General features: G+C 68.0%; 17 protein-coding genes. 8 read left to right on the plus strand and 9 right to left on the minus strand.

Annotation, left to right across the window (positions count from 1 at the left end; all coding sequences use genetic code 11):
- Nucleotides 1-20: 20 nt before the first annotated feature.
- The 9 genes from hscA to uvrB all read right to left on the minus strand — a co-directional run bounded on the left by hscA (nt 21) and on the right by uvrB (nt 8500).
- The gene (gene hscA, locus LRM40_RS10330) at nt 21-1877 is read right to left on the minus strand and encodes a Fe-S protein assembly chaperone HscA (protein WP_151123127.1); all 1857 of its coding nucleotides are present in this window, start codon (nt 1875-1877) and stop codon (nt 21-23) included.
- A gap of 8 nt (nt 1878-1885) precedes the next feature.
- Nucleotides 1886-2404 (minus strand): Fe-S protein assembly co-chaperone HscB, encoded by a 519-nt coding sequence (gene hscB / locus LRM40_RS10335; RefSeq protein WP_151123126.1) that lies wholly within the window; start codon nt 2402-2404, stop codon nt 1886-1888.
- A complete protein-coding gene (locus LRM40_RS10340; RefSeq protein ID WP_151123125.1) occupies nt 2401-2895 on the minus strand; it encodes a GNAT family N-acetyltransferase in 495 nt (164 codons plus the stop codon). The genes hscB and LRM40_RS10340 overlap by 4 nt, the downstream gene beginning before the upstream one ends.
- A 104-nt stretch (nt 2896-2999) precedes the next feature.
- A complete protein-coding gene (gene iscA, locus LRM40_RS10345; RefSeq protein ID WP_151123124.1) occupies nt 3000-3323 on the minus strand; it encodes an iron-sulfur cluster assembly protein IscA in 324 nt (107 codons plus the stop codon).
- 4 nt (nt 3324-3327) lie between these two features.
- Nucleotides 3328-3729 (minus strand): Fe-S cluster assembly scaffold IscU, encoded by a 402-nt coding sequence (iscU, locus tag LRM40_RS10350; protein ID WP_151123123.1) that lies wholly within the window; start codon nt 3727-3729, stop codon nt 3328-3330.
- Nucleotides 3730-3761: 32 nt separating this feature from the next.
- The gene (locus LRM40_RS10355; protein WP_151123122.1) at nt 3762-4982 is read right to left on the minus strand and encodes an IscS subfamily cysteine desulfurase; all 1221 of its coding nucleotides are present in this window, start codon (nt 4980-4982) and stop codon (nt 3762-3764) included.
- A gap of 99 nt (nt 4983-5081) precedes the next feature.
- Nucleotides 5082-5615 (minus strand): Fe-S cluster assembly transcription factor, encoded by a 534-nt coding sequence (locus tag LRM40_RS10360; protein WP_151123121.1) that lies wholly within the window; start codon nt 5613-5615, stop codon nt 5082-5084.
- A gap of 260 nt (nt 5616-5875) precedes the next feature.
- Nucleotides 5876-6349, minus strand: coding sequence for a low molecular weight protein-tyrosine-phosphatase (locus tag LRM40_RS10365; protein ID WP_151123120.1), 474 nt, complete (start codon nt 6347-6349; stop codon nt 5876-5878).
- Nucleotides 6350-6376: 27 nt separating this feature from the next.
- Nucleotides 6377-8500: an excinuclease ABC subunit UvrB gene (gene uvrB / locus LRM40_RS10370; RefSeq protein WP_151123119.1), complete on the minus strand. Its 2124-nt coding sequence runs from the start codon at nt 8498-8500 to the stop codon at nt 6377-6379.
- 140 nt (nt 8501-8640) lie between these two features.
- Here uvrB and LRM40_RS10375 point away from each other — a divergent pair, with 140 nt between their 5' ends.
- The 8 genes from LRM40_RS10375 (at nt 8641) to LRM40_RS10410 (ending at nt 16892) form a co-directional block, all read left to right on the plus strand.
- Nucleotides 8641-9837: an amino acid aminotransferase gene (locus LRM40_RS10375; protein ID WP_151123118.1), complete on the plus strand. Its 1197-nt coding sequence runs from the start codon at nt 8641-8643 to the stop codon at nt 9835-9837.
- A gap of 45 nt (nt 9838-9882) precedes the next feature.
- Nucleotides 9883-10572, plus strand: coding sequence for a DUF6445 family protein (locus tag LRM40_RS10380; protein ID WP_151123117.1), 690 nt, complete (start codon nt 9883-9885; stop codon nt 10570-10572).
- 158 nt (nt 10573-10730) lie between these two features.
- Nucleotides 10731-12056: a polyhydroxyalkanoate depolymerase gene (locus tag LRM40_RS10385; protein WP_151123116.1), complete on the plus strand. Its 1326-nt coding sequence runs from the start codon at nt 10731-10733 to the stop codon at nt 12054-12056.
- Nucleotides 12057-12133: 77 nt separating this feature from the next.
- Nucleotides 12134-12826 carry an electron transport complex subunit RsxB gene (gene rsxB / locus LRM40_RS10390; protein WP_151123175.1) on the plus strand — a complete coding sequence of 231 codons (693 nt, stop codon included), beginning with the start codon at nt 12134-12136 and terminating at the stop codon, nt 12824-12826.
- Nucleotides 12826-13464 (plus strand): endonuclease III, encoded by a 639-nt coding sequence (nth, locus tag LRM40_RS10395; RefSeq protein ID WP_151123174.1) that lies wholly within the window; start codon nt 12826-12828, stop codon nt 13462-13464. The genes rsxB and nth overlap by 1 nt, the downstream gene beginning before the upstream one ends.
- A gap of 322 nt (nt 13465-13786) precedes the next feature.
- Nucleotides 13787-15580: an NAD(P)H-dependent oxidoreductase subunit E gene (locus LRM40_RS10400; protein WP_231067499.1), complete on the plus strand. Its 1794-nt coding sequence runs from the start codon at nt 13787-13789 to the stop codon at nt 15578-15580.
- Nucleotides 15577-16323: a 2Fe-2S iron-sulfur cluster-binding protein gene (locus LRM40_RS10405; protein WP_151123114.1), complete on the plus strand. Its 747-nt coding sequence runs from the start codon at nt 15577-15579 to the stop codon at nt 16321-16323. Before LRM40_RS10400 ends, LRM40_RS10405 begins: the two co-directional genes overlap by 4 nt.
- Complete coding sequence (locus tag LRM40_RS10410; protein WP_151123113.1) at nt 16320-16892, plus strand: NADH-quinone oxidoreductase subunit B family protein; 573 nt, start codon at nt 16320-16322, stop codon at nt 16890-16892. The genes LRM40_RS10405 and LRM40_RS10410 overlap by 4 nt, the downstream gene beginning before the upstream one ends.

The raw sequence follows: 16892 nt of genomic DNA on the forward strand, positions 1-16892 counted from the left end.
TGGTCCGGAAACGGTTCAGGTCACAGGGCATCCAGCCGGCGCCCGGTCAGGGCCGCCTGGATGCCGCGGTTCATACGGGCAGCGGCAAAGGCCTCGGTCCCCTTGGCCAAAGCCTCCACCGCCGCGTTGATGGCTTCAGCTTGATCGCCGGTCTTGGCGCGTTGCAGGGCGTGCAGGAGGGTGTCGATGTCCGCTCTCTCGTCGGCGGACAGCAGATCGCCGTCGGCGGCCAAGGCCGCCTGGGTGGCCAGGGTCATGCGGTCCGCCTCCACCTGGGCCTCGCGCAGGGCCCGGGCCTGCATGTCGGCCTCGGCACTGGAGAAGCCCTCCTTGAGCATGCGGGCAATCTCCTCGTCGGCCAACCCATAGCTGGGCTTGACCTGCACCGTCGCTTCCACGCCGGACGTCTGCTCGCGCGCAGACACGCTCAGCAGGCCATCGGCATCGACCTGGAAGCTGACCCGGATGCGGGCCGCGCCGGCGGCCATCGGCGGAATGCCCCGCAGTTCGAAACGGGCCAGGGAGCGGCAATCGGACACCAGCTCGCGCTCGCCCTGCACGACGTGGATGGCCATCGCGGTCTGGCCATCCTTGAAGGTGGTGAAGTCCTGGGCCTTGGCCACCGGGATGGTGGTGTTGCGCTCGATCACGCGTTCCACCAGTCCGCCCATGGTTTCCAGGCCCAGCGACAGCGGAATCACATCCAGCAGCAGCAGTTCGCCATCGACCGCGTTGCCCGCCAGGGCGTTGGCCTGGATGGCGGCACCGAGTGCCACCACCTGATCCGGATCCAGATTGGTGAGCGGCGGCCGGCCGAAGAACTCGCCTACCGCCGTCTGCACCGCCGGCACGCGGGTCGAGCCGCCCACCATCACCACGCCCTTGACCTCGTCGCGCGTGACACGGGCGTCGCGCAGCACGCGACGCACCGCCTGCAGGGTGCGGTCAATCAGGGGCCGGGTCAGCAGGTCGAACTGGGTGCGGCTGACCGACACGGTCAGCGCCTGCCCACCCACGGATGCATGCAGTTCCACGACATCGGATGCCGTCAAGGCCTCCTTGGCTGCCCGGGCTGCCACCAGCAGGCCCCGCTTGTCCTGGGGCGTCTTGGGCACCACGGCAGTGGATTCGACCACCCAGTCGGCCAGGGCATGGTCGAAGTCATCGCCGCCCAGCGCTGCGTCTCCGCCGGTGGCCACCACCTCGAACACGCCACGCGACAGACGCAGCAGGGAGATGTCGAAGGTGCCGCCACCCAGATCGTAGACCGCGTACAGGCCTTCCGAACCGTTGTCCAGGCCGTAGGCCACCGCGGCGGCGGTGGGTTCGTTGATCAGACGCAGCACGTTGAGGCCCGCCAGCTGGGCCGCGTCCTTGGTGGCCTGGCGTTGGGCATCATCGAAATAGGCCGGCACCGTGATGACGGCACCGAAGATGTCGTCGTTGAAAGTGTCCTCCGCCCGGAAGCGCAGCGTGGCCAGGATCTCGGCGGACACCTCGACCGGCGTCTTCAGACCCTGCCGGGTCTGCAGGGCCACCATGCCCGGCTGATCGACGAAGTGGTAGGGCAACTTCTCGTGCCCGGCCACATCCGCCAGACGCCGCCCCATGAAGCGCTTGACCGACACGATGGTGTTCTCGGGGTCCTCGGCCTGGGCTGCGGCCGCGTCCCATCCGATCTGGCGCCCGCTGCCGTCCAGGTAGCGCACCACCGAAGGCAGCATCACCCGCCCCTGCCCGTCGGGCAGGCACTCGGCCACGCCGTGGCGCAGGGAGGCCACCAGCGAATTGGTGGTCCCCAGGTCGATGCCGATCGCGATGCGACGTTGGTGGGGATCCGGCGCCTGGCCGGGCTCGGAGATCTGCAGCAGTGCCATGGGAAAAATCAGGAATCCAGAGCTTCCAGCCGACGGTCGATGTCGGCCCGGAAGCGGTTCACGAACATCAGCGCGCGAACCTGTTGTGCCGCTGCGGCGGCATCGTGGGCCTGGTCGAGCAGACGTTCCAGCTCGGCCAGCATGCGTTGTTCTTCGGCAGCCACCAGACGGTCCAGCGCCTCGACGGCCGCGAGACCCGAGGCCTCATCCAGCGTCTCGCGCCACTCCATCTGCTGCATCAGGAAGCTGGCGGGCATGGCGGTGTTGTTCTCCGCCCCCACCTCGACCCCGGCGAGCTCGCACAGATAGCCGCCACGGGCCAGCGGGTCCTTCAGGCGTCGATAGGCCTCGTTCACGCGCACCGCCCACTGCATGGCCACCCGCTGGGCGGCCGCACCCTCGGCCGCAAAGCGGTCGGGATGAACCTGGGCCTGCAGCTCGCGCCAGCGCTGGTCCAGCGCCGCGCGGTCCAGCCGGAACTGCCGAGGCAGGCCGAACAGGGTGAAATCGTCGTCTTGCAGGTTCATGCCGAGAGTCGCTTTTCGTAGAACACCGACAAACCGTTGTCCGGATAGCCGGCAAACGGTCCCCGACGCGTGTAGCCACAGCGCTCGTAGAGACGAATCGCCTCGTGCTGGTCGCGTCCGGTCTCCAGCGTTGCAAGGGACAGGCCGGCCGCCAGCAGACGCTGCTCCAGCGTGCCGAGCACCTGCTCGGCGATGCGACGTCCCCGCACCGCGGGCAGCACGAACATGCGCTTGATCTCGCCATACGGTTGGCCGGCGGTGTCCGGCTCACCCGGCATGCGACGGGTCGCGCCACACCCCACCAGCCGGCCGTCCAGCTCCGCCACCAGAAAGTCCACCTCCGGTGCCAGCAGCGCGGCCACATCGAGGATGTGGTTGTCTTCCGGCGCGTACAGACTGCCCAGGTAGGCATCCAGCGCATCCAGCAGGGCCACCACCTCGGGTCGGTCGGCTCGTTCGGGACGGATCAGGAGGGCGGAATCAGAAGACATCGACAAGCAGAGACAATAAAAAGGCGCGGCCCTGAGGCGCCGCGCCGATGACCTGGGGCCGACATTGTCGGCGAAACCCGCAGCCGTCCGAGCGACGGCCTGCCTCAGATGCGGAAGGACTCCCCGCAGCCGCAGCGGTCCTTCTCGCGCGGATTGTGGAACTTGAAGCCTTCGTTGAGCCCTTCGCGAACGAAGTCGAGCTCGGTGCCGTCGATGTAGGGCAGGCTCTTGGGATCCACCAGCACCTTCACGCCGTGCTCTTCGAAGACGATGTCCTCCGGCGCCACCTCATCGGCGTACTCCAGCTTGTAGGCCAGCCCGGAGCAGCCGGTGGTCTTGACCCCGAGCCGCACCCCCACACCCTTGCCGCGGCGGCTCAGGTAGCGGGTGACGTGCCGGGCAGCGGCTTCGGTGAGCGTGACAGACATGGCTTCAGTCCACCTTCTCCGCGCTGCCAGCCTTGGCGCGGTAATCGTCCACCGCGGCCTTGATGGCGTCCTCGGCCAGGATGGAGCAGTGGATCTTGACCGGCGGCAGCGCCAGTTCCTCGGCGATCTGGGTGTTCTTGATCTCCAGCGCCTGGTCCAGCGTCTTACCCTTGACCCATTCGGTCACCAGCGAGCTCGATGCGATGGCCGAACCGCAGCCGTAGGTCTTGAAGCGGGCATCCTCGATCAGACCGGTGCTGGGGTTGACCTTGATCTGAAGCTTCATCACGTCGCCGCAGGCCGGTGCGCCCACCATGCCGGTGCCCACCGTGTCGTCACCCTTGTCGAAGCTGCCCACATTGCGGGGGTGTTCGTAGTGGTCGATGACCTTGTCGCTGTATGCCATGTTGCTAACTCCTGAACTTCAAGGTGCAGCGCTCAGTGCGCGCTCCACTGGATGGTCGACAGATCGATGCCGTCGCGGTACATGTCCCACAGCGGGGACAGCTCGCGCAGCTTGGCCACGCGGTCCTTCAGCGTGGCGATGGCGTAGTCGATCTCTTCTTCGGTCGTGAAACGGCCGATGGTCATGCGCAGGGACGAGTGCGCCAGCTCATCACTGCGGCCCAGGGCGCGCAGCACGTAGCTGGGCTCCAGGCTGGCCGAGGTGCAGGCCGAACCCGAGGACACCGCCAGGCCCTTGACGCCCATGATCAGCGACTCGCCCTCGACGTAGTTGAACGAGATGTTCAGGTTGTGCGGCACCCGGCGGCTCAGGTCACCGTTGATGAAGACCTGCTCGATCTCGGTCAGGCCCTTGACCAGGCGCTCGTGCAGCGCACGGATGCGCGGCAGTTCGGTGGCCATCTCTTCCTTGGCGATGCGGTAAGCCTCGCCCATGCCGACGATCTGGTGCGTGGGCAGCGTGCCCGAGCGCAGACCGCGCTCATGACCGCCGCCGTGCATCTGGGCCTCCAGGCGCACGCGGGGCTTGCGGCGCACGTACAGCGCACCGATGCCCTTGGGGCCATAGCTCTTGTGCGAGGCCAGGCTCATCAGGTCGATGGGCAGGGTCTTGACGTCGATCTCGACTTTGCCGGTGGCCTGCGCCGCATCCACATGGAAGAGCACGCCATGCTCACGGCAGATCGCGCCCAGGGCCGGGATGTCCTGGATCACGCCGATCTCGTTGTTCACGAACATGACCGAGGCCAGGATGGTGTCGGGCCGGATGGCGGCCTTGAAGGCCTCCAGATCCAGCAGGCCATCGGGCTGCACGTCCAGGTAGGTCACCTCGAAGCCCTGGCGCTCCAGTTCACGCATGGTGTCCAGGATGGCCTTGTGCTCGGTCTTGACGGTGATGAGGTGCTTGCCCTTGTCCTGGTAGAAGTGGGCCGCGCCCTTCAGCGCCAGGTTGTCGGATTCGGTCGCGCCGCTGGTCCAGACGATCTCGCGCGGATCCGCGCCGATCAGGTCGGCCACCTGCTGGCGGGCCTTCTCCACCGCTTCCTCGGCTTCCCAGCCCCACGCATGGCTGCGCGACGCGGGGTTGCCGAAGTGCTCCCTCAGCCAGGGAATCATGGCGTCCACCACGCGGGGGTCCACCGGGGTGGTGGCGCCATAGTCCATGTAGATCGGGAAATGCGGGGTCATGTCCATGATGAGTCTTCTTGATGGCGCAGCCACGGCCCACCCACCGGCGGCCGCCCTGCCCTGACGAAACAAGCAGCGTGAATGAGTGAGAAAAACGCCGTGGGCTTACTTGGAAAAGGCGTTGCCCAGGGCGAACACCGAATTCGGCGCGGTGACCTTGATGGGCTTGACCACCGGCACGGAGGAGATCGCGCGCTTGACCGGCGCCTCCTCGATGGTCACGCCCTTGGCGAGCTGGTCGTCCACGAGCTTGCGCAGGTTGATCGAATCCAGATACTCGATCATCTTGGCGTTCAGGTTGGCCCAGAGCTCATGGGTCATGCAGCGACCGATGTCGTCGCCCATGCAGTTTTCCTTGCCACCGCAGCCGGTGGCGCCGATGGGCTCGTCCACCGCCACGATGATGTCGGCCACGCTGATTTCCTCGGCCTTGCGGCCCAGGGAATAACCTCCGCCCGGACCACGGGTGCTTTCCACCAGCTCGTGGCGGCGCAGCTTGCCGAACAGCTGCTCCAGGTAGGACAGAGAGATCTGCTGGCGCTGACTGATGGCAGCCAGCGCAACCGGCCCGTTGGTGGACCGCAGGGCCAGATCGATCATCGCCGTGACGGCGAAACGGCCTTTGGTGGTCAGACGCATGTGAATCTCCTGTCAACTCGGTTGGCGATCGGGCTACCGCACCATGCCGCAGCACCGCTGAACAGCGGCCTCGCCGGCCCGCCCCCACAAGCTGGGGAAGGGTCAACCCTCGGGCTATCCCGAGTGTTTTGGTCAATTATATACGAAGCCGAGTCTTTTAGTCGAGATTGACGGCGACAAGTTCCCAGCCCCTTCGACAGGCGCAGTTCCACCGGCAAAAAGCAAGATCGTCGCCAGCGTGGAAACGCTGTCTCGGACCGTCACACGCCCGTCATGGGCAGCTGGTCCAGGAAGTTCCGGCAAGCCAGCTCGATCATGTCGAGCACCTGCTCAAAACCTTGGGCGCCCCCGTAGTAGGGGTCGGGCACCTCGCGCAGCGGGTGATCGGGCGCGAAGTCCATCAACAGACGGACGCGCGACCGCAGCGCAGGAGGACATTGTGCCTTGAGCGCGACCAGATGGCTGCGGTCCAGCGCCAGCAGCCAGTCGAATTGGGAGAAGTCCGCCAATCCGACCTGTCGGGCTCGCAAACCACTCAGGTCCAGACCACGGCGCGCGGCATGGGCCTGCGAGCGGTGGTCCGGCGGCTCGCCCACGTGGTAGTCGGCCACCCCGGCGGAATCGACCTCGATGCGATCGCTCCAGCCCCGCTGGGCCACCTGCTGGCGCAGCACGGCCTCACCGGTGGGCGAGCGGCAGATGTTGCCCGTGCAGACGAAGAGAACGCGGATCACAGGCCCCCCTCCGATCGCGCGCCGGCCTCAGACCTTGGCCGGGAACGGCACCACATTGCCATCGTGGACCGGTCCCCCGCCGAAGGCCTGCTCGCGCAGTTGGGCCAGTTGGTCCCGCACGCGGGCGGCCTTCTCGAATTCCAGGTTGCGGGCATGTTCGAGCATCTGCTTCTCCAGGGCCTTGATGCGCTTGGACAGGTCCTTCTCGGACAGCGCCTCGACCTCGGCAGCCTGCTGGGCCAGACGCAGATCGTCCTGGCCCGATTTGTCGACCACCACACCGTCGATCATCTCGCGCACCTGCTTGCGGATGCCGCGCGGCACGATGCCATGGGCCTCGTTGTAGGCCACCTGCTTGGCGCGCCGCCGCTCGGTCTCGCCCATGGCCCTCTTCATCGACTCGGTGATGCGGTCGGCGTAGAGGATGGCTCGCCCGTTCACATTGCGCGCGGCGCGTCCGATGGTCTGGATCAGGCTGCGCTCGGCGCGCAGGAAGCCTTCCTTGTCGGCATCCAGGATGGCCACCAGGCTGACCTCGGGGATGTCCAGGCCCTCGCGCAGCAGGTTGATGCCCACCAGCACGTCGAAGGTGCCCAGACGCAGATCGCGGATGATCTCCACCCGCTCCACCGTGTCCACGTCGGAGTGCAGGTAGCGCACCTTGACGCCGTTCTCGGTCAGGTAGTCGGTCAACTGCTCGGCCATGCGCTTGGTCAGCGTGGTGATCAGCACCCGCTCGCCCTTGTCCACCGTGATCCGGATCTCCTGCAGCACATCGTCCACCTGGTGGGTGGCCGGCCGCACCTCGACCAGCGGATCCACCAGGCCGGTGGGCCGCACCACCTGCTCGACCACCTGGCCGGCGTGGGTCTTCTCGTAGTCGGCCGGCGTGGCCGAGACGAAGACGCACTGCCGCATGCGGCGCTCGAACTCGTCGAACTTCAGCGGCCGGTTGTCCAGCGCACTCGGCAGACGGAAGCCATATTCCACCAGCGTGGTCTTGCGGGCCCGGTCGCCGTTGTACATGCCGCCGAACTGGCCGATCAGCACGTGGCTTTCGTCCAGGAACATCAGAGCGTCGGCGGGCATGTAGTCCACCATGGTCGGTGGCGGCTCACCCGGCTTGGCGCCCGAGAGGTGCCGCGAGTAGTTCTCGATGCCCTTGCAGTGGCCCACCTCCTGCAGCATCTCCAGGTCGAAGCGGGTGCGCTGCTCCAGGCGCTGGGCCTCGACCAGCTTGCCCTCCTTGACGAAGAAGTCCAGGCGCTCGCGCAGCTCGGCCTTGATGCCCTCGATGGCGGCCAGCACCGTCTCGCGCGGCGTCACGTAGTGGCTGGCCGGGTAGATCACGAAGCGCGGGATCTTCTGCCGCACCTGGCCGGTCAGCGGGTCCAGCAGCGCCAGCCCGTCGATCTCGTCGTCGAACAGCTCGATGCGCACCGCCAGCTCGGAGTGTTCGGCCGGGAAGACGTCGATGGTATCGCCCCGCACGCGGAAGGTGCCGCGGCCGAAGTCCATGTCGTTGCGGGTGTACTGCATGCGGATCAGGTGAGCGATCAGGTCGCGCTGGCCCACCTTGTCGCCCACCCGCACGATCAGCCGCATCTGCGTGTAGTCCTCGGGCTTGCCGATGCCGTAGATGGCGCTGACCGAGGCCACCACGATGGTGTCGCGCCGCTCCAGCACGCTCTTGGTGGCCGACAGCCGCATCTGCTCGATGTGCTCGTTGATCGCGCTGTCCTTCTCGATGAACAGGTCGCGCTGCGGCACATAGGCCTCGGGCTGGTAGTAGTCGTAGTAGCTGACGAAATACTCCACCGCGTTCTTCGGAAAGAACTCGCGGAACTCGCTGTAGAGCTGCGCCGCCAGCGTCTTGTTGGGCGCGAAGACGATGGCCGGCCGCCCCAGGCGGGCGATCACGTTGGCCATGGTGAAGGTCTTGCCCGAGCCCGTCACACCCAGCAGCGTCTGGTAGGCCAGGCCGTCCTCCACGCCTTCGACCAACTGCGCGATGGCCGTGGGCTGATCCCCCGCCGGCGGATAGGGCTGGAAGAGCTGGAAGGGCGAGCCCGGAAAGCTGACGAACTGCCCCTCGGGCCCGTCCGCGGCGGACTCGGCCTGGGCAGCAGTGACGGCGCTGGCATCGGACATGGGGTCTTCCCTTGGTGAACGCGTAAAATCCCGGCACCGGTCGACAGCCGTCGCCCGGGCAATCCGACAGCGTAGCGCATTCGCCGAATCAGCGCCGACTGTCCGCATTCACCGCACCACCTCCTGAACAGGACTCCTCCATGTCGCTCTTCGCTGCCGTCGAAATGGCCCCGCGCGACCCCATCCTGGGTCTGAACGAACAGTTCAACGCGGACACCAACCCCGCCAAGGTCAACCTGGGCGTGGGCGTCTATTACGACGAGAACGGCAAACTGCCCCTGCTGGCCTGTGTGAAGGCCGCCGAGACCCAGCTGGTCGAGGCCGCCCGCGCCCGTGGCTATGTGCCCATCGACGGCATTGCCGCCTACGACAAGGCCGTGCAGAACCTGGTCTTCGGTGAAGGCAGCGAGGTGCTGACCGCCGGCCGCGTGGCCACCGTGCAGGCCCTGGGCGGCACCGGCGGCCTGAAGGTCGGCGCCGACTTCCTGAAGAAGCTCAACCCCACCGCCAAGGTGCTGGTGAGCAACCCCAGCTGGGAAAACCACCGCGCGCTGTTCATCAACGCCGGCTTCGAAGTCGACAGCTACCCCTACTACGACGCCGCCAAGAAGGGCGTGGACTTCGACGGCATGCTGGCCTGCCTGAACGCCGCGCCTGCCGGCACGGTGGTGGTGCTGCACGCCTGCTGCCACAACCCCACCGGCTACGACATCTCCCCCGCCCAGTGGGAACAGGTCATCGCCGCGGTGAAGGCCCGCAACCTGGTGGCCTTCCTGGACATGGCCTACCAGGGCTTCGGTGACGGCATCGCCGAAGACGGCGCGGTGGTCGGCCAGTTCGTCAAGGCCGGCCTGAGCTTCTTCGTCGCCACCTCCTTCTCCAAGAGCTTCTCGCTCTACGGCGAACGCGTGGGCGCGCTGAACGTGGTCTGCGACACCAAGGAGGAGACCGCCAAGGTCCTGTCGCAGCTGAAGATCGTCATCCGCACCAACTACTCCAACCCGCCGACCCACGGCGCCCAGGTGGTGGCCACGGTGCTGAGCACCCCCGCCCTGCGGGCCCAGTGGGAAGAAGAGCTGGCTGGCATGCGCAACCGCATCAAGGCCATGCGCGCCAAGCTGGTCGAGCGCCTGCAGGCCCAGGGCGTCAAGGGCGACCTGAGCTTCATCACCACCCAGCGCGGCATGTTCAGCTATTCCGGCCTGAGCAAGCCCCAGATGGAGCGCCTGCGCAGCGAGTTCGGTGTTTACGGCGTCGACTCCGGCCGCATCTGCGTGGCCGCGCTGAACGACAAGAACATCGACTACGTCGCTTCGTCCATCGCCAAGGTGATGTGATCGGCCGCTGAGCCGACGGGCGCAGGCCGCGGGAGAATGCCCGCCATGAACCTGCGCCCGCCCCCGCCGGCCGCGCCCAAGGCGCATCGGCTGATCTACCGCCCGCCCGTGCAGGGTCGGGACTACTGGATCCTCGACAACGCCCTGCCCGACCCGCTGGCCGTGCGCCAGCGCCTGTTGTCGCGGCAGGACTGGGTGCTGGGTGCCCCGCACCGGCCGGAATCCTGGCCGGGCATGCGCGCCCAGCCCGCCCTCAGCCCCGAGGAGCTGGCGCCCCTGGAGGCCTGGGCCCGGCAGCAGACCGGGCAAAAGAAGCTGTTCGCCATCGGCGCGGGCCTGCAAGGCAGCCAGTTCAACCACAACTGCGTGCAACTGGTGGGTGCGGGCGAATCCGGGCCCCGGCCGCACACCGATTCCCGCAAGCTCTGCAAGTACGCAGCGGTCCTGTACCTCAACCCGGAGGTCCCTGACCATTGCGGCACGGCGCTCTACCGGGTCCGCCTGCCCGAGGGTTCCCTGGGTGGCAACACCCTGCCCGCCCGCTACACCAACCTGGTCGAGGCGCTGGACAGCCGCTTCGTCCCGCCCGACCTGTTCGTCGAGGATCTGGCCTTCGACCACCGCTTCAACCGGCTGGTCATGTACAAGGCCGATCTCATCCACAGCGCCACCGCCTACTGGGGCACCACCCTCGAATCCAAGCGCATGACGGTGGTCATGTTCTGGATGGCGTGACACATTTCCCTGGGGTGATTGCGGATGGCGACATCCCCGATGCGCGATTGGATGGTGCGGTGCACAATGGCGTCTGATTTCTCTGACTTCTCTTGATCTGGCAGCTTCGGCCAGCCAGACGAAACGCCGGCCCGGCCGGCTCTACCGCGGAGTGCCTCATGCTGTATCAGATCTACGAGACCCAGCGTGCGCTGCTGGCGCCGTTCTCGGAATTCGCCAGCGCCACGGCCAAGCTCTACAGCCACCCGCTGTCGCCGTTCACCCACGTGCCCCTGTCCCAGCGCTATGCCGCCGGGCTGGACCTGATGCACCGGGTCACCAAGGAGTACGAGCGACCCGAGTTCAACATCCAGAGCGTCCAGGTGGAAGGCGTGCCCGTGGCCGTGCAGGAACAGGTGGCCATCCACAAGCCCTTCTGCGATCTGCTGCGCTTCAAGCGGTTCACCGACAACGCCGCGGCTCTGGACAAGATGAAGAACCAGCCGGTGGTGCTGGTGGTGGCGCCCCTGTCGGGTCACCACGCCACCCTGCTGCGCGACACAGTGCGCAGCCTGCTGCAGGACCACAAGGTCTACATCACCCGCTGGACCGACGCCCGGCTGGTGCCGCTGGAGGACGGTGAATTCCACCTCAACGATTACGTGGCCTATGTGCAGGAGTTCATCCGCCACATCGGCCCGGACGTGCACGTCATTTCCGTCTGCCAACCCACCGTGCCCGTGCTGGCCGCCATCTCCCTGCAGGCCACCACCGGGGATGTGGTGCCGCGCAGCATGACCATGATGGGCGGCCCCATCGATGCCCGACGCTCGCCCACGGCCGTGAACAACCTGGCCATGAGCAAGAGCTACGAGTGGTTCGAGAACAACGTGATCTACCGCGTGCCCCCGAACTACCCGGGCGCCGGACGGCGGGTGTACCCCGGCTTCCTGCAGCACACGGGCTTCGTGGCGATGAACCCGGACCGCCACCTCAGCTCCCACTACGACTACTTCCTGGACTTGGTGCGCGGCGACGGCGAAAGCGCGGACGCCCACCGCGAGTTCTACGACGAGTACAACGCGGTGCTGGACATGCCTGCGGACTATTACCTGGACACCATCAAGACGGTCTTCCAGGACTTCGCCCTGGTCAACGGCACCTGGATGGTGGACGGTGTGCGCGTGGCGCCGGAGGACATCACGACGACGGCCCTGCTGACGGTCGAAGGCGAGCGCGACGACATCTCCGGCGCCGGCCAGACGCGGGCCGCCCATGACCTGTGCCATGGCATCCCCGCAGACCGGCAGTTCCACTACGACGTGGAGGGGGCCGGTCACTACGGCATCTTCTCGGGCCGCCGCTGGCGCGAGAACGTCTACCCGGTGGTGCGGGACTTCATCGCGAAGTTCGACCAGCAGGGGGCGGCCGGAAGTGCCGCGGCGCCGAAGACCGCCGCTCGCAAGCGGGTTGGCGGCGGAACCGTGCGCAAGGCCGGCGCCTGAGACACCGACGCGGTGCGGCCGCACCGATAATCACGGGCGTGACCCACCCGCCCACTTCCGTCTCTTCTGCCTCGGCGATGCCGGCCCTGGACGAATCCCTGGTCCGGCGCATCGAGGACGCGCTGCCGCAGACCCAGTGCACCCGCTGCGGCTACCCGGACTGCCATGCCTACGCCCAGGCCATCGCCCAGGGACAGGCCGGCATCCACCAATGCCCCCCGGGCGGCCAGGAAGGCGTGGCCCGTCTGGCCCGCGTGACGGGCCTGCCCGAACGGCCGCTGGATCCGGCCCACGGCGTGGAAGCCCCGCGGGCCGTGGCGGTGATCGACGAGGCCTGGTGCATTGGCTGCACGCTCTGCCTGAAGGCCTGTCCGGTCGACAGCATCGTGGGGGCCAACAAGCGCATGCACACCGTCGTCGAGGCCCAATGCACCGGCTGCGAGCTGTGCATCCCCGTTTGCCCGGTCAGTTGCATCGCGATGGAAGCGGTCAGCGGCCAGCGCACCGGCTGGGCGGCCTGGAGCGAGGCACAGGCCGGCGAGGCCCGGGCGCGCTATGCCTTTCACCAGATGCGCGTGCAGCGGGACAAGCGCGAGCACGACCAGGCCCTGCTGGCCAAGGCCGTGCACAAGCTCTCCGACCTGGAGAACCAGACCCTGCACACCGACCCTGCGGTGATTGCCCGCAAACGGTCCGTGATCGAGGCCGCCATCGCCCGGGCCCGGGCGCTGCGCGAGAACGCCTCCGTTGACGACACCAGCGCACCATGATGTCTCCCAAGAAGGTCGAGCGCTTCTTCGCCACGCTGCAGGCCGCCAACCCCCACCCCGAGACCGAACTCGTCTACAGCAACCCCTTCGAGCTGCTGGCGGCCGTGCTGCTCTCGGCCCAGGCCACCGATGTGGGCGTCAACAAGGCCACCGGTCCGCTGTTCAAGGTGGCGTCCACCCCGGCCCAGATGCTGGCCCTGGGCGAAGAGGGGCTGATCGGCTACATCAAGACCATCGGCCTGTACAAGACCAAGGCCAAGCACCTGATCGAGACCTGCCGCATCCTGGTGGAACGGCACGGTGGCCAGGTGCCCCGCGACCGCGAGGCCCTGGAAGCCCTGCCCGGCGTGGGCCGCAAGACGGCCAATGTGGTGCTGAACGTCGCCTTCGGCGAGCCCACCATGGCGGTGGACACCCACATCTTCCGCGTGTCCAACCGGACCGGGCTGGCCCCGGGCAAGACGCCGCTGGCGGTGGAACTTTCGCTGCTCAAGCGGGTGCCCCCGGCCTACCGGGTGCATGCCCACCACTGGGTGATCCTGCACGGACGCTACGTCTGCCAGGCCCGCAAGCCGCGCTGCGGGGCCTGCCAGGTGGCCGACTGCTGCGACTACCCGGACAAGACCACGGCGATCTGAAACCCCAGGGTGCCAGAAATGCCAAGGGCCACGCAAGGTGGCCCTGAAAGCAACCGGCCCCTGGTTTCGCCTTCAGGCGAGGGGGCCGGGATCCTGCGACGCCGGTCACGGGTTCCGGTGTTCTGCCCAGTGCTGCAGTCGGTTTGCCGTCTCAGTGGTTCCCATTGTGCACGCGGTCCGATGACACCATCGTGACAAGTGCGGGACATTCGCCGCCCATCTCCGGCAGCGGGATACCCCTGCGAATCGCTCAGCTTCTCCCGCCACCGCCACCTTCCGGGCGCAGCATGGATGGCCCCGACTTCCCCACGTCACCGTGCCCTTGGAAGCCACCGTCCGCACCGTGCTGGCGCGCCACGCCAACCAGCCCCAGGCCCTCGTGCAGATCCTGCGAGAACTGCAGGCGGAGCAGGGCTGGCTGCCCCGTGAGGCCCTGATGGCCGTTGCCCAGGCCACCGGGCGCACCGTGGCCGATGTCGAGGGCGTGGCCAGCTTCTACCGCTTTCTGCACCTGGTCCCGGTGGGCCGATACCGGGTGCTGTTCAGTGACAACATCACCGACCGCATGCAGGGCAGCGTGGCTCTGATGGAACGCCTGTGCCGGCGCCTGGGGGTGGCGCCGGGCGCGGTGCGGGCGGACGGACGGGTCAGCGTGGCGCCCTGCTCCTGCACCGGTCTGGGAGACCAGGGCCCGGCCCTGCTGATCAACCACCATCAGGTCATCACGCGGCTGACCGAGGAGCGGGTGGACGCGATCGCCGACTGCATCGAGCGCCAGCTGCCGCCCGCCCAGTGGCCGGCCGAATGGATGCAGGTGGAGGACCCGGTCCACCGGGCCGACGTGTTGCTGGGCACGCCGTTCGCCCCCGGCAGCGCTTTGCAGGCCGCACGCGCACTGGGGCGGAACGGCACGCTGGAGCAGGTCCAGCGCTCGGGTCTGCGCGGCCGCGGCGGCGCCGGCTTTGCCACCGGCCTCAAATGGGAGCTGTGCCGGGATGCCCCGGGCGCGCAGCGCTGCGTGGTGTGCAACGCCGATGAGGGCGAGCCCGGCACCTTCAAGGACCGGGTGCTGCTGCGCCGCCATGCGCATCTGGTGGTCGAAGGCATGACCTTGGCCGCCTGGGCCGTGGGCGCCCGCCGGGGCTTCATCTACCTGCGCGGCGAGTACCGCTTCCTGCTGGAGCACCTGCAGGAGGTGCTGCGGCAGCGGCGTGCGGCCGGCCTGCTGGGCCCCGACATCCAGGGCGAGGCCGGCTTCGACTTCGACATCGAGATCCATGTCGGCGCAGGCGCCTATGTCTGCGGAGAGGAATCGGCCCTGCTCAACTCCCTGGAAGGCCACCGCGGCACGCCCCGCATCCGCCCGCCCTTCCCCGTCGAGGTCGGCTACCTGGGCCAGCCCACCACGGTCAACAACGTCGAGACCTTCTGCGCCGTGGCCCACATCCTGCTGCGCGGAGGGGACTGGTGGGCCAGCCTGGGCACGCCCAAGTCCACCGGCACCAAGGTTCACGCCATCTCGGGCGACTGTGCGCGGCCGGGCGTGTACGAGTACCCGCTGGGCACCCCTGTCGAGCGGATGCTGGAGGACTGCGGGGCCGCCGACACCCAGGCGGTCCAGGTGGGCGGCCCATCGGGCACCTGCCTGTCGGTGACGGAGTTCGGTCGCTGCATCGCCTACGAGGACGTGCCCTCCGCCGGCGCGCTGATGGTCTTCGACCGCCGGCGCGACATGTTCGAGGTGGCGCGCAACTTCGCCCATTTCTTCGCCCACGAAAGCTGCGGCTTCTGCACCCCCTGCCGCGTGGGCACCGAACTGCTGGCCCGCCGCATGGACAAGCTGGCCGCCGGCCACGGCTCGCGCCACGACATGAGCGTGCTGCAGGAACTCGACACCCTGCTGCACCAGAGCACCCACTGCGGGCTGGGCGCGGCGGCCTGCAACCCCCTGCGCGACACGCTCTTGAAGTTCCGCCCCAGCTACGAGCGGCGCCTGCAGTCACTGCACTTCCTGCCCGCACTGGACCTGGACGCCGAGCTGTCCATCGCCCGCGCCGCCACCGGTCGCCAGGATGCCGCCGCGCACTGGCCCCCTTCTCACCCGACCACCCCATGAGCCGCTACACCGCATCCGGGCTGAGCTTCCTGCTCGATGGCGAGGAGGTGCCGATGGCACCGGGCGACACGGTGCTGCAGGCCGCCCACCGCGTCGGCCGCTACATCCCGCACCTGTGCTGGCACCCCGGGCTGCCGGCCCATGGCTCCTGCCGCCTGTGCATGGTGAACTTCAACGGCCGCCCCGTCTCGGCCTGCACCGCCCTGGCCGCGCCGGGCGCGGTGGTGGAGTGCCAGACGCCGGCCCTGCAGGCCGAGCGCCGCACCCTGCTGCAGATGCTCTTCGTGGAAGGCAATCACTTCTGCCCGTCCTGCGAACGCAGTGGCAACTGCCTGCTGCAGGCCACGGCCTACCAGCACGAGATGGCCGGCCCGCACTTCGAGGAGTTCTATCCCGGCCGACCGGTGGATGCCTCGCATCCCGACATGCTGCTGGACCACAACCGCTGCATCCTCTGTGGCCTGTGCGTGCGCGCCAGCGAGTTGCTGGACGGCAAGTCGGTCTTCGCCATCGCCGGGCACGGCACCCGGTGCCATCTGGTGGTCGACAGCCCCAGCGGCCAGTTGGGCGATTCCGCCCTGAGCGTGCACGACCAGGCCGCGGGCATCTGCCCGGTGGGTGCGCTGATGCCCAAGCGGGTGGGCTTCCGGGATCCGATCGGCCAGCGCCGCTACGACCTGCACCGGGTGGACGAACCGCACAGCCAGGAGGCCGCTCCACCGGCCGACGAGGAGACTCCATGACCGGCGCCGCGCCCTACCCGCCGCCGCCGGAACGCAAGCTGCGTGTGGCCACCACCTCGCTGGGCGGCTGCTTCGGCTGCCACATGTCGCTGCTGGACATCGATGAACGCCTGTTCACGCTGATCGAGCACGTGCAGTTCGATCGCTCGCCGCTGACCGACCTGAAGACCGTGGGCCCCTGCGACCTGGGCCTGATCGAGGGCGGTTTGTGCAATGCCGAGAACATCGAGGTGCTGCAGGCCTTCCGCGCCCAGTGCAAGGTGCTGGTGGCGGTGGGCGCCTGCGCCATCAACGGGGGCCTGCCGGCCCAGCGCAACCGGCTGGACATCGGCGACGTGCTGCGCGAGGTCTATGTGCACCGCCCCGGCACACGTGCGGACGCCCAGGTGCCCAGCGACCCCGAACTGCCCCTGCCACTCAACCAGGTGCGGCCCATCCACGAGGTGGTGCTGATCGACTACGAGCTGCCCGGCTGCCCGCCCTCGGCCGACACCTTCTGGGCCTTCTTCACCGATCTGCTGGCCGGGCGCACGCCGCGCCTGGCCCACGGCCAGATCCACTACGACTGA

This window comes from Ideonella dechloratans (assembly GCF_021049305.1).
Lineage (GTDB): Bacteria > Pseudomonadota > Gammaproteobacteria > Burkholderiales > Burkholderiaceae_C > Ideonella > Ideonella dechloratans.

Coding starts and splice junctions, on each gene's coding strand:
- LRM40_RS10355 (WP_151123122.1), bottom strand. CDS start 4,982: ATGGACATGACCCCGCATTTCCCGATCTACATGGACTATGGCGCCACC.
- LRM40_RS10340 (WP_151123125.1), bottom strand. CDS start 2,895: ATGTCTTCTGATTCCGCCCTCCTGATCCGTCCCGAACGAGCCGACCGA.
- uvrB (WP_151123119.1), bottom strand. CDS start 8,500: ATGTCCGATGCCAGCGCCGTCACTGCTGCCCAGGCCGAGTCCGCCGCG.
- iscU (WP_151123123.1), bottom strand. CDS start 3,729: ATGGCATACAGCGACAAGGTCATCGACCACTACGAACACCCCCGCAAT.
- rsxB (WP_151123175.1), top strand. CDS start 12,134: ATGCCGGCCCTGGACGAATCCCTGGTCCGGCGCATCGAGGACGCGCTG.
- LRM40_RS10380 (WP_151123117.1), top strand. CDS start 9,883: ATGAACCTGCGCCCGCCCCCGCCGGCCGCGCCCAAGGCGCATCGGCTG.
- hscA (WP_151123127.1), bottom strand. CDS start 1,877: ATGGCACTGCTGCAGATCTCCGAGCCCGGCCAGGCGCCGGATCCCCAC.
- LRM40_RS10360 (WP_151123121.1), bottom strand. CDS start 5,615: ATGCGTCTGACCACCAAAGGCCGTTTCGCCGTCACGGCGATGATCGAT.
- LRM40_RS10375 (WP_151123118.1), top strand. CDS start 8,641: ATGTCGCTCTTCGCTGCCGTCGAAATGGCCCCGCGCGACCCCATCCTG.
- LRM40_RS10385 (WP_151123116.1), top strand. CDS start 10,731: ATGCTGTATCAGATCTACGAGACCCAGCGTGCGCTGCTGGCGCCGTTC.
- LRM40_RS10410 (WP_151123113.1), top strand. CDS start 16,320: ATGACCGGCGCCGCGCCCTACCCGCCGCCGCCGGAACGCAAGCTGCGT.
- LRM40_RS10405 (WP_151123114.1), top strand. CDS start 15,577: ATGAGCCGCTACACCGCATCCGGGCTGAGCTTCCTGCTCGATGGCGAG.
- nth (WP_151123174.1), top strand. CDS start 12,826: ATGTCTCCCAAGAAGGTCGAGCGCTTCTTCGCCACGCTGCAGGCCGCC.
- hscB (WP_151123126.1), bottom strand. CDS start 2,404: ATGAACCTGCAAGACGACGATTTCACCCTGTTCGGCCTGCCTCGGCAG.
- iscA (WP_151123124.1), bottom strand. CDS start 3,323: ATGTCTGTCACGCTCACCGAAGCCGCTGCCCGGCACGTCACCCGCTAC.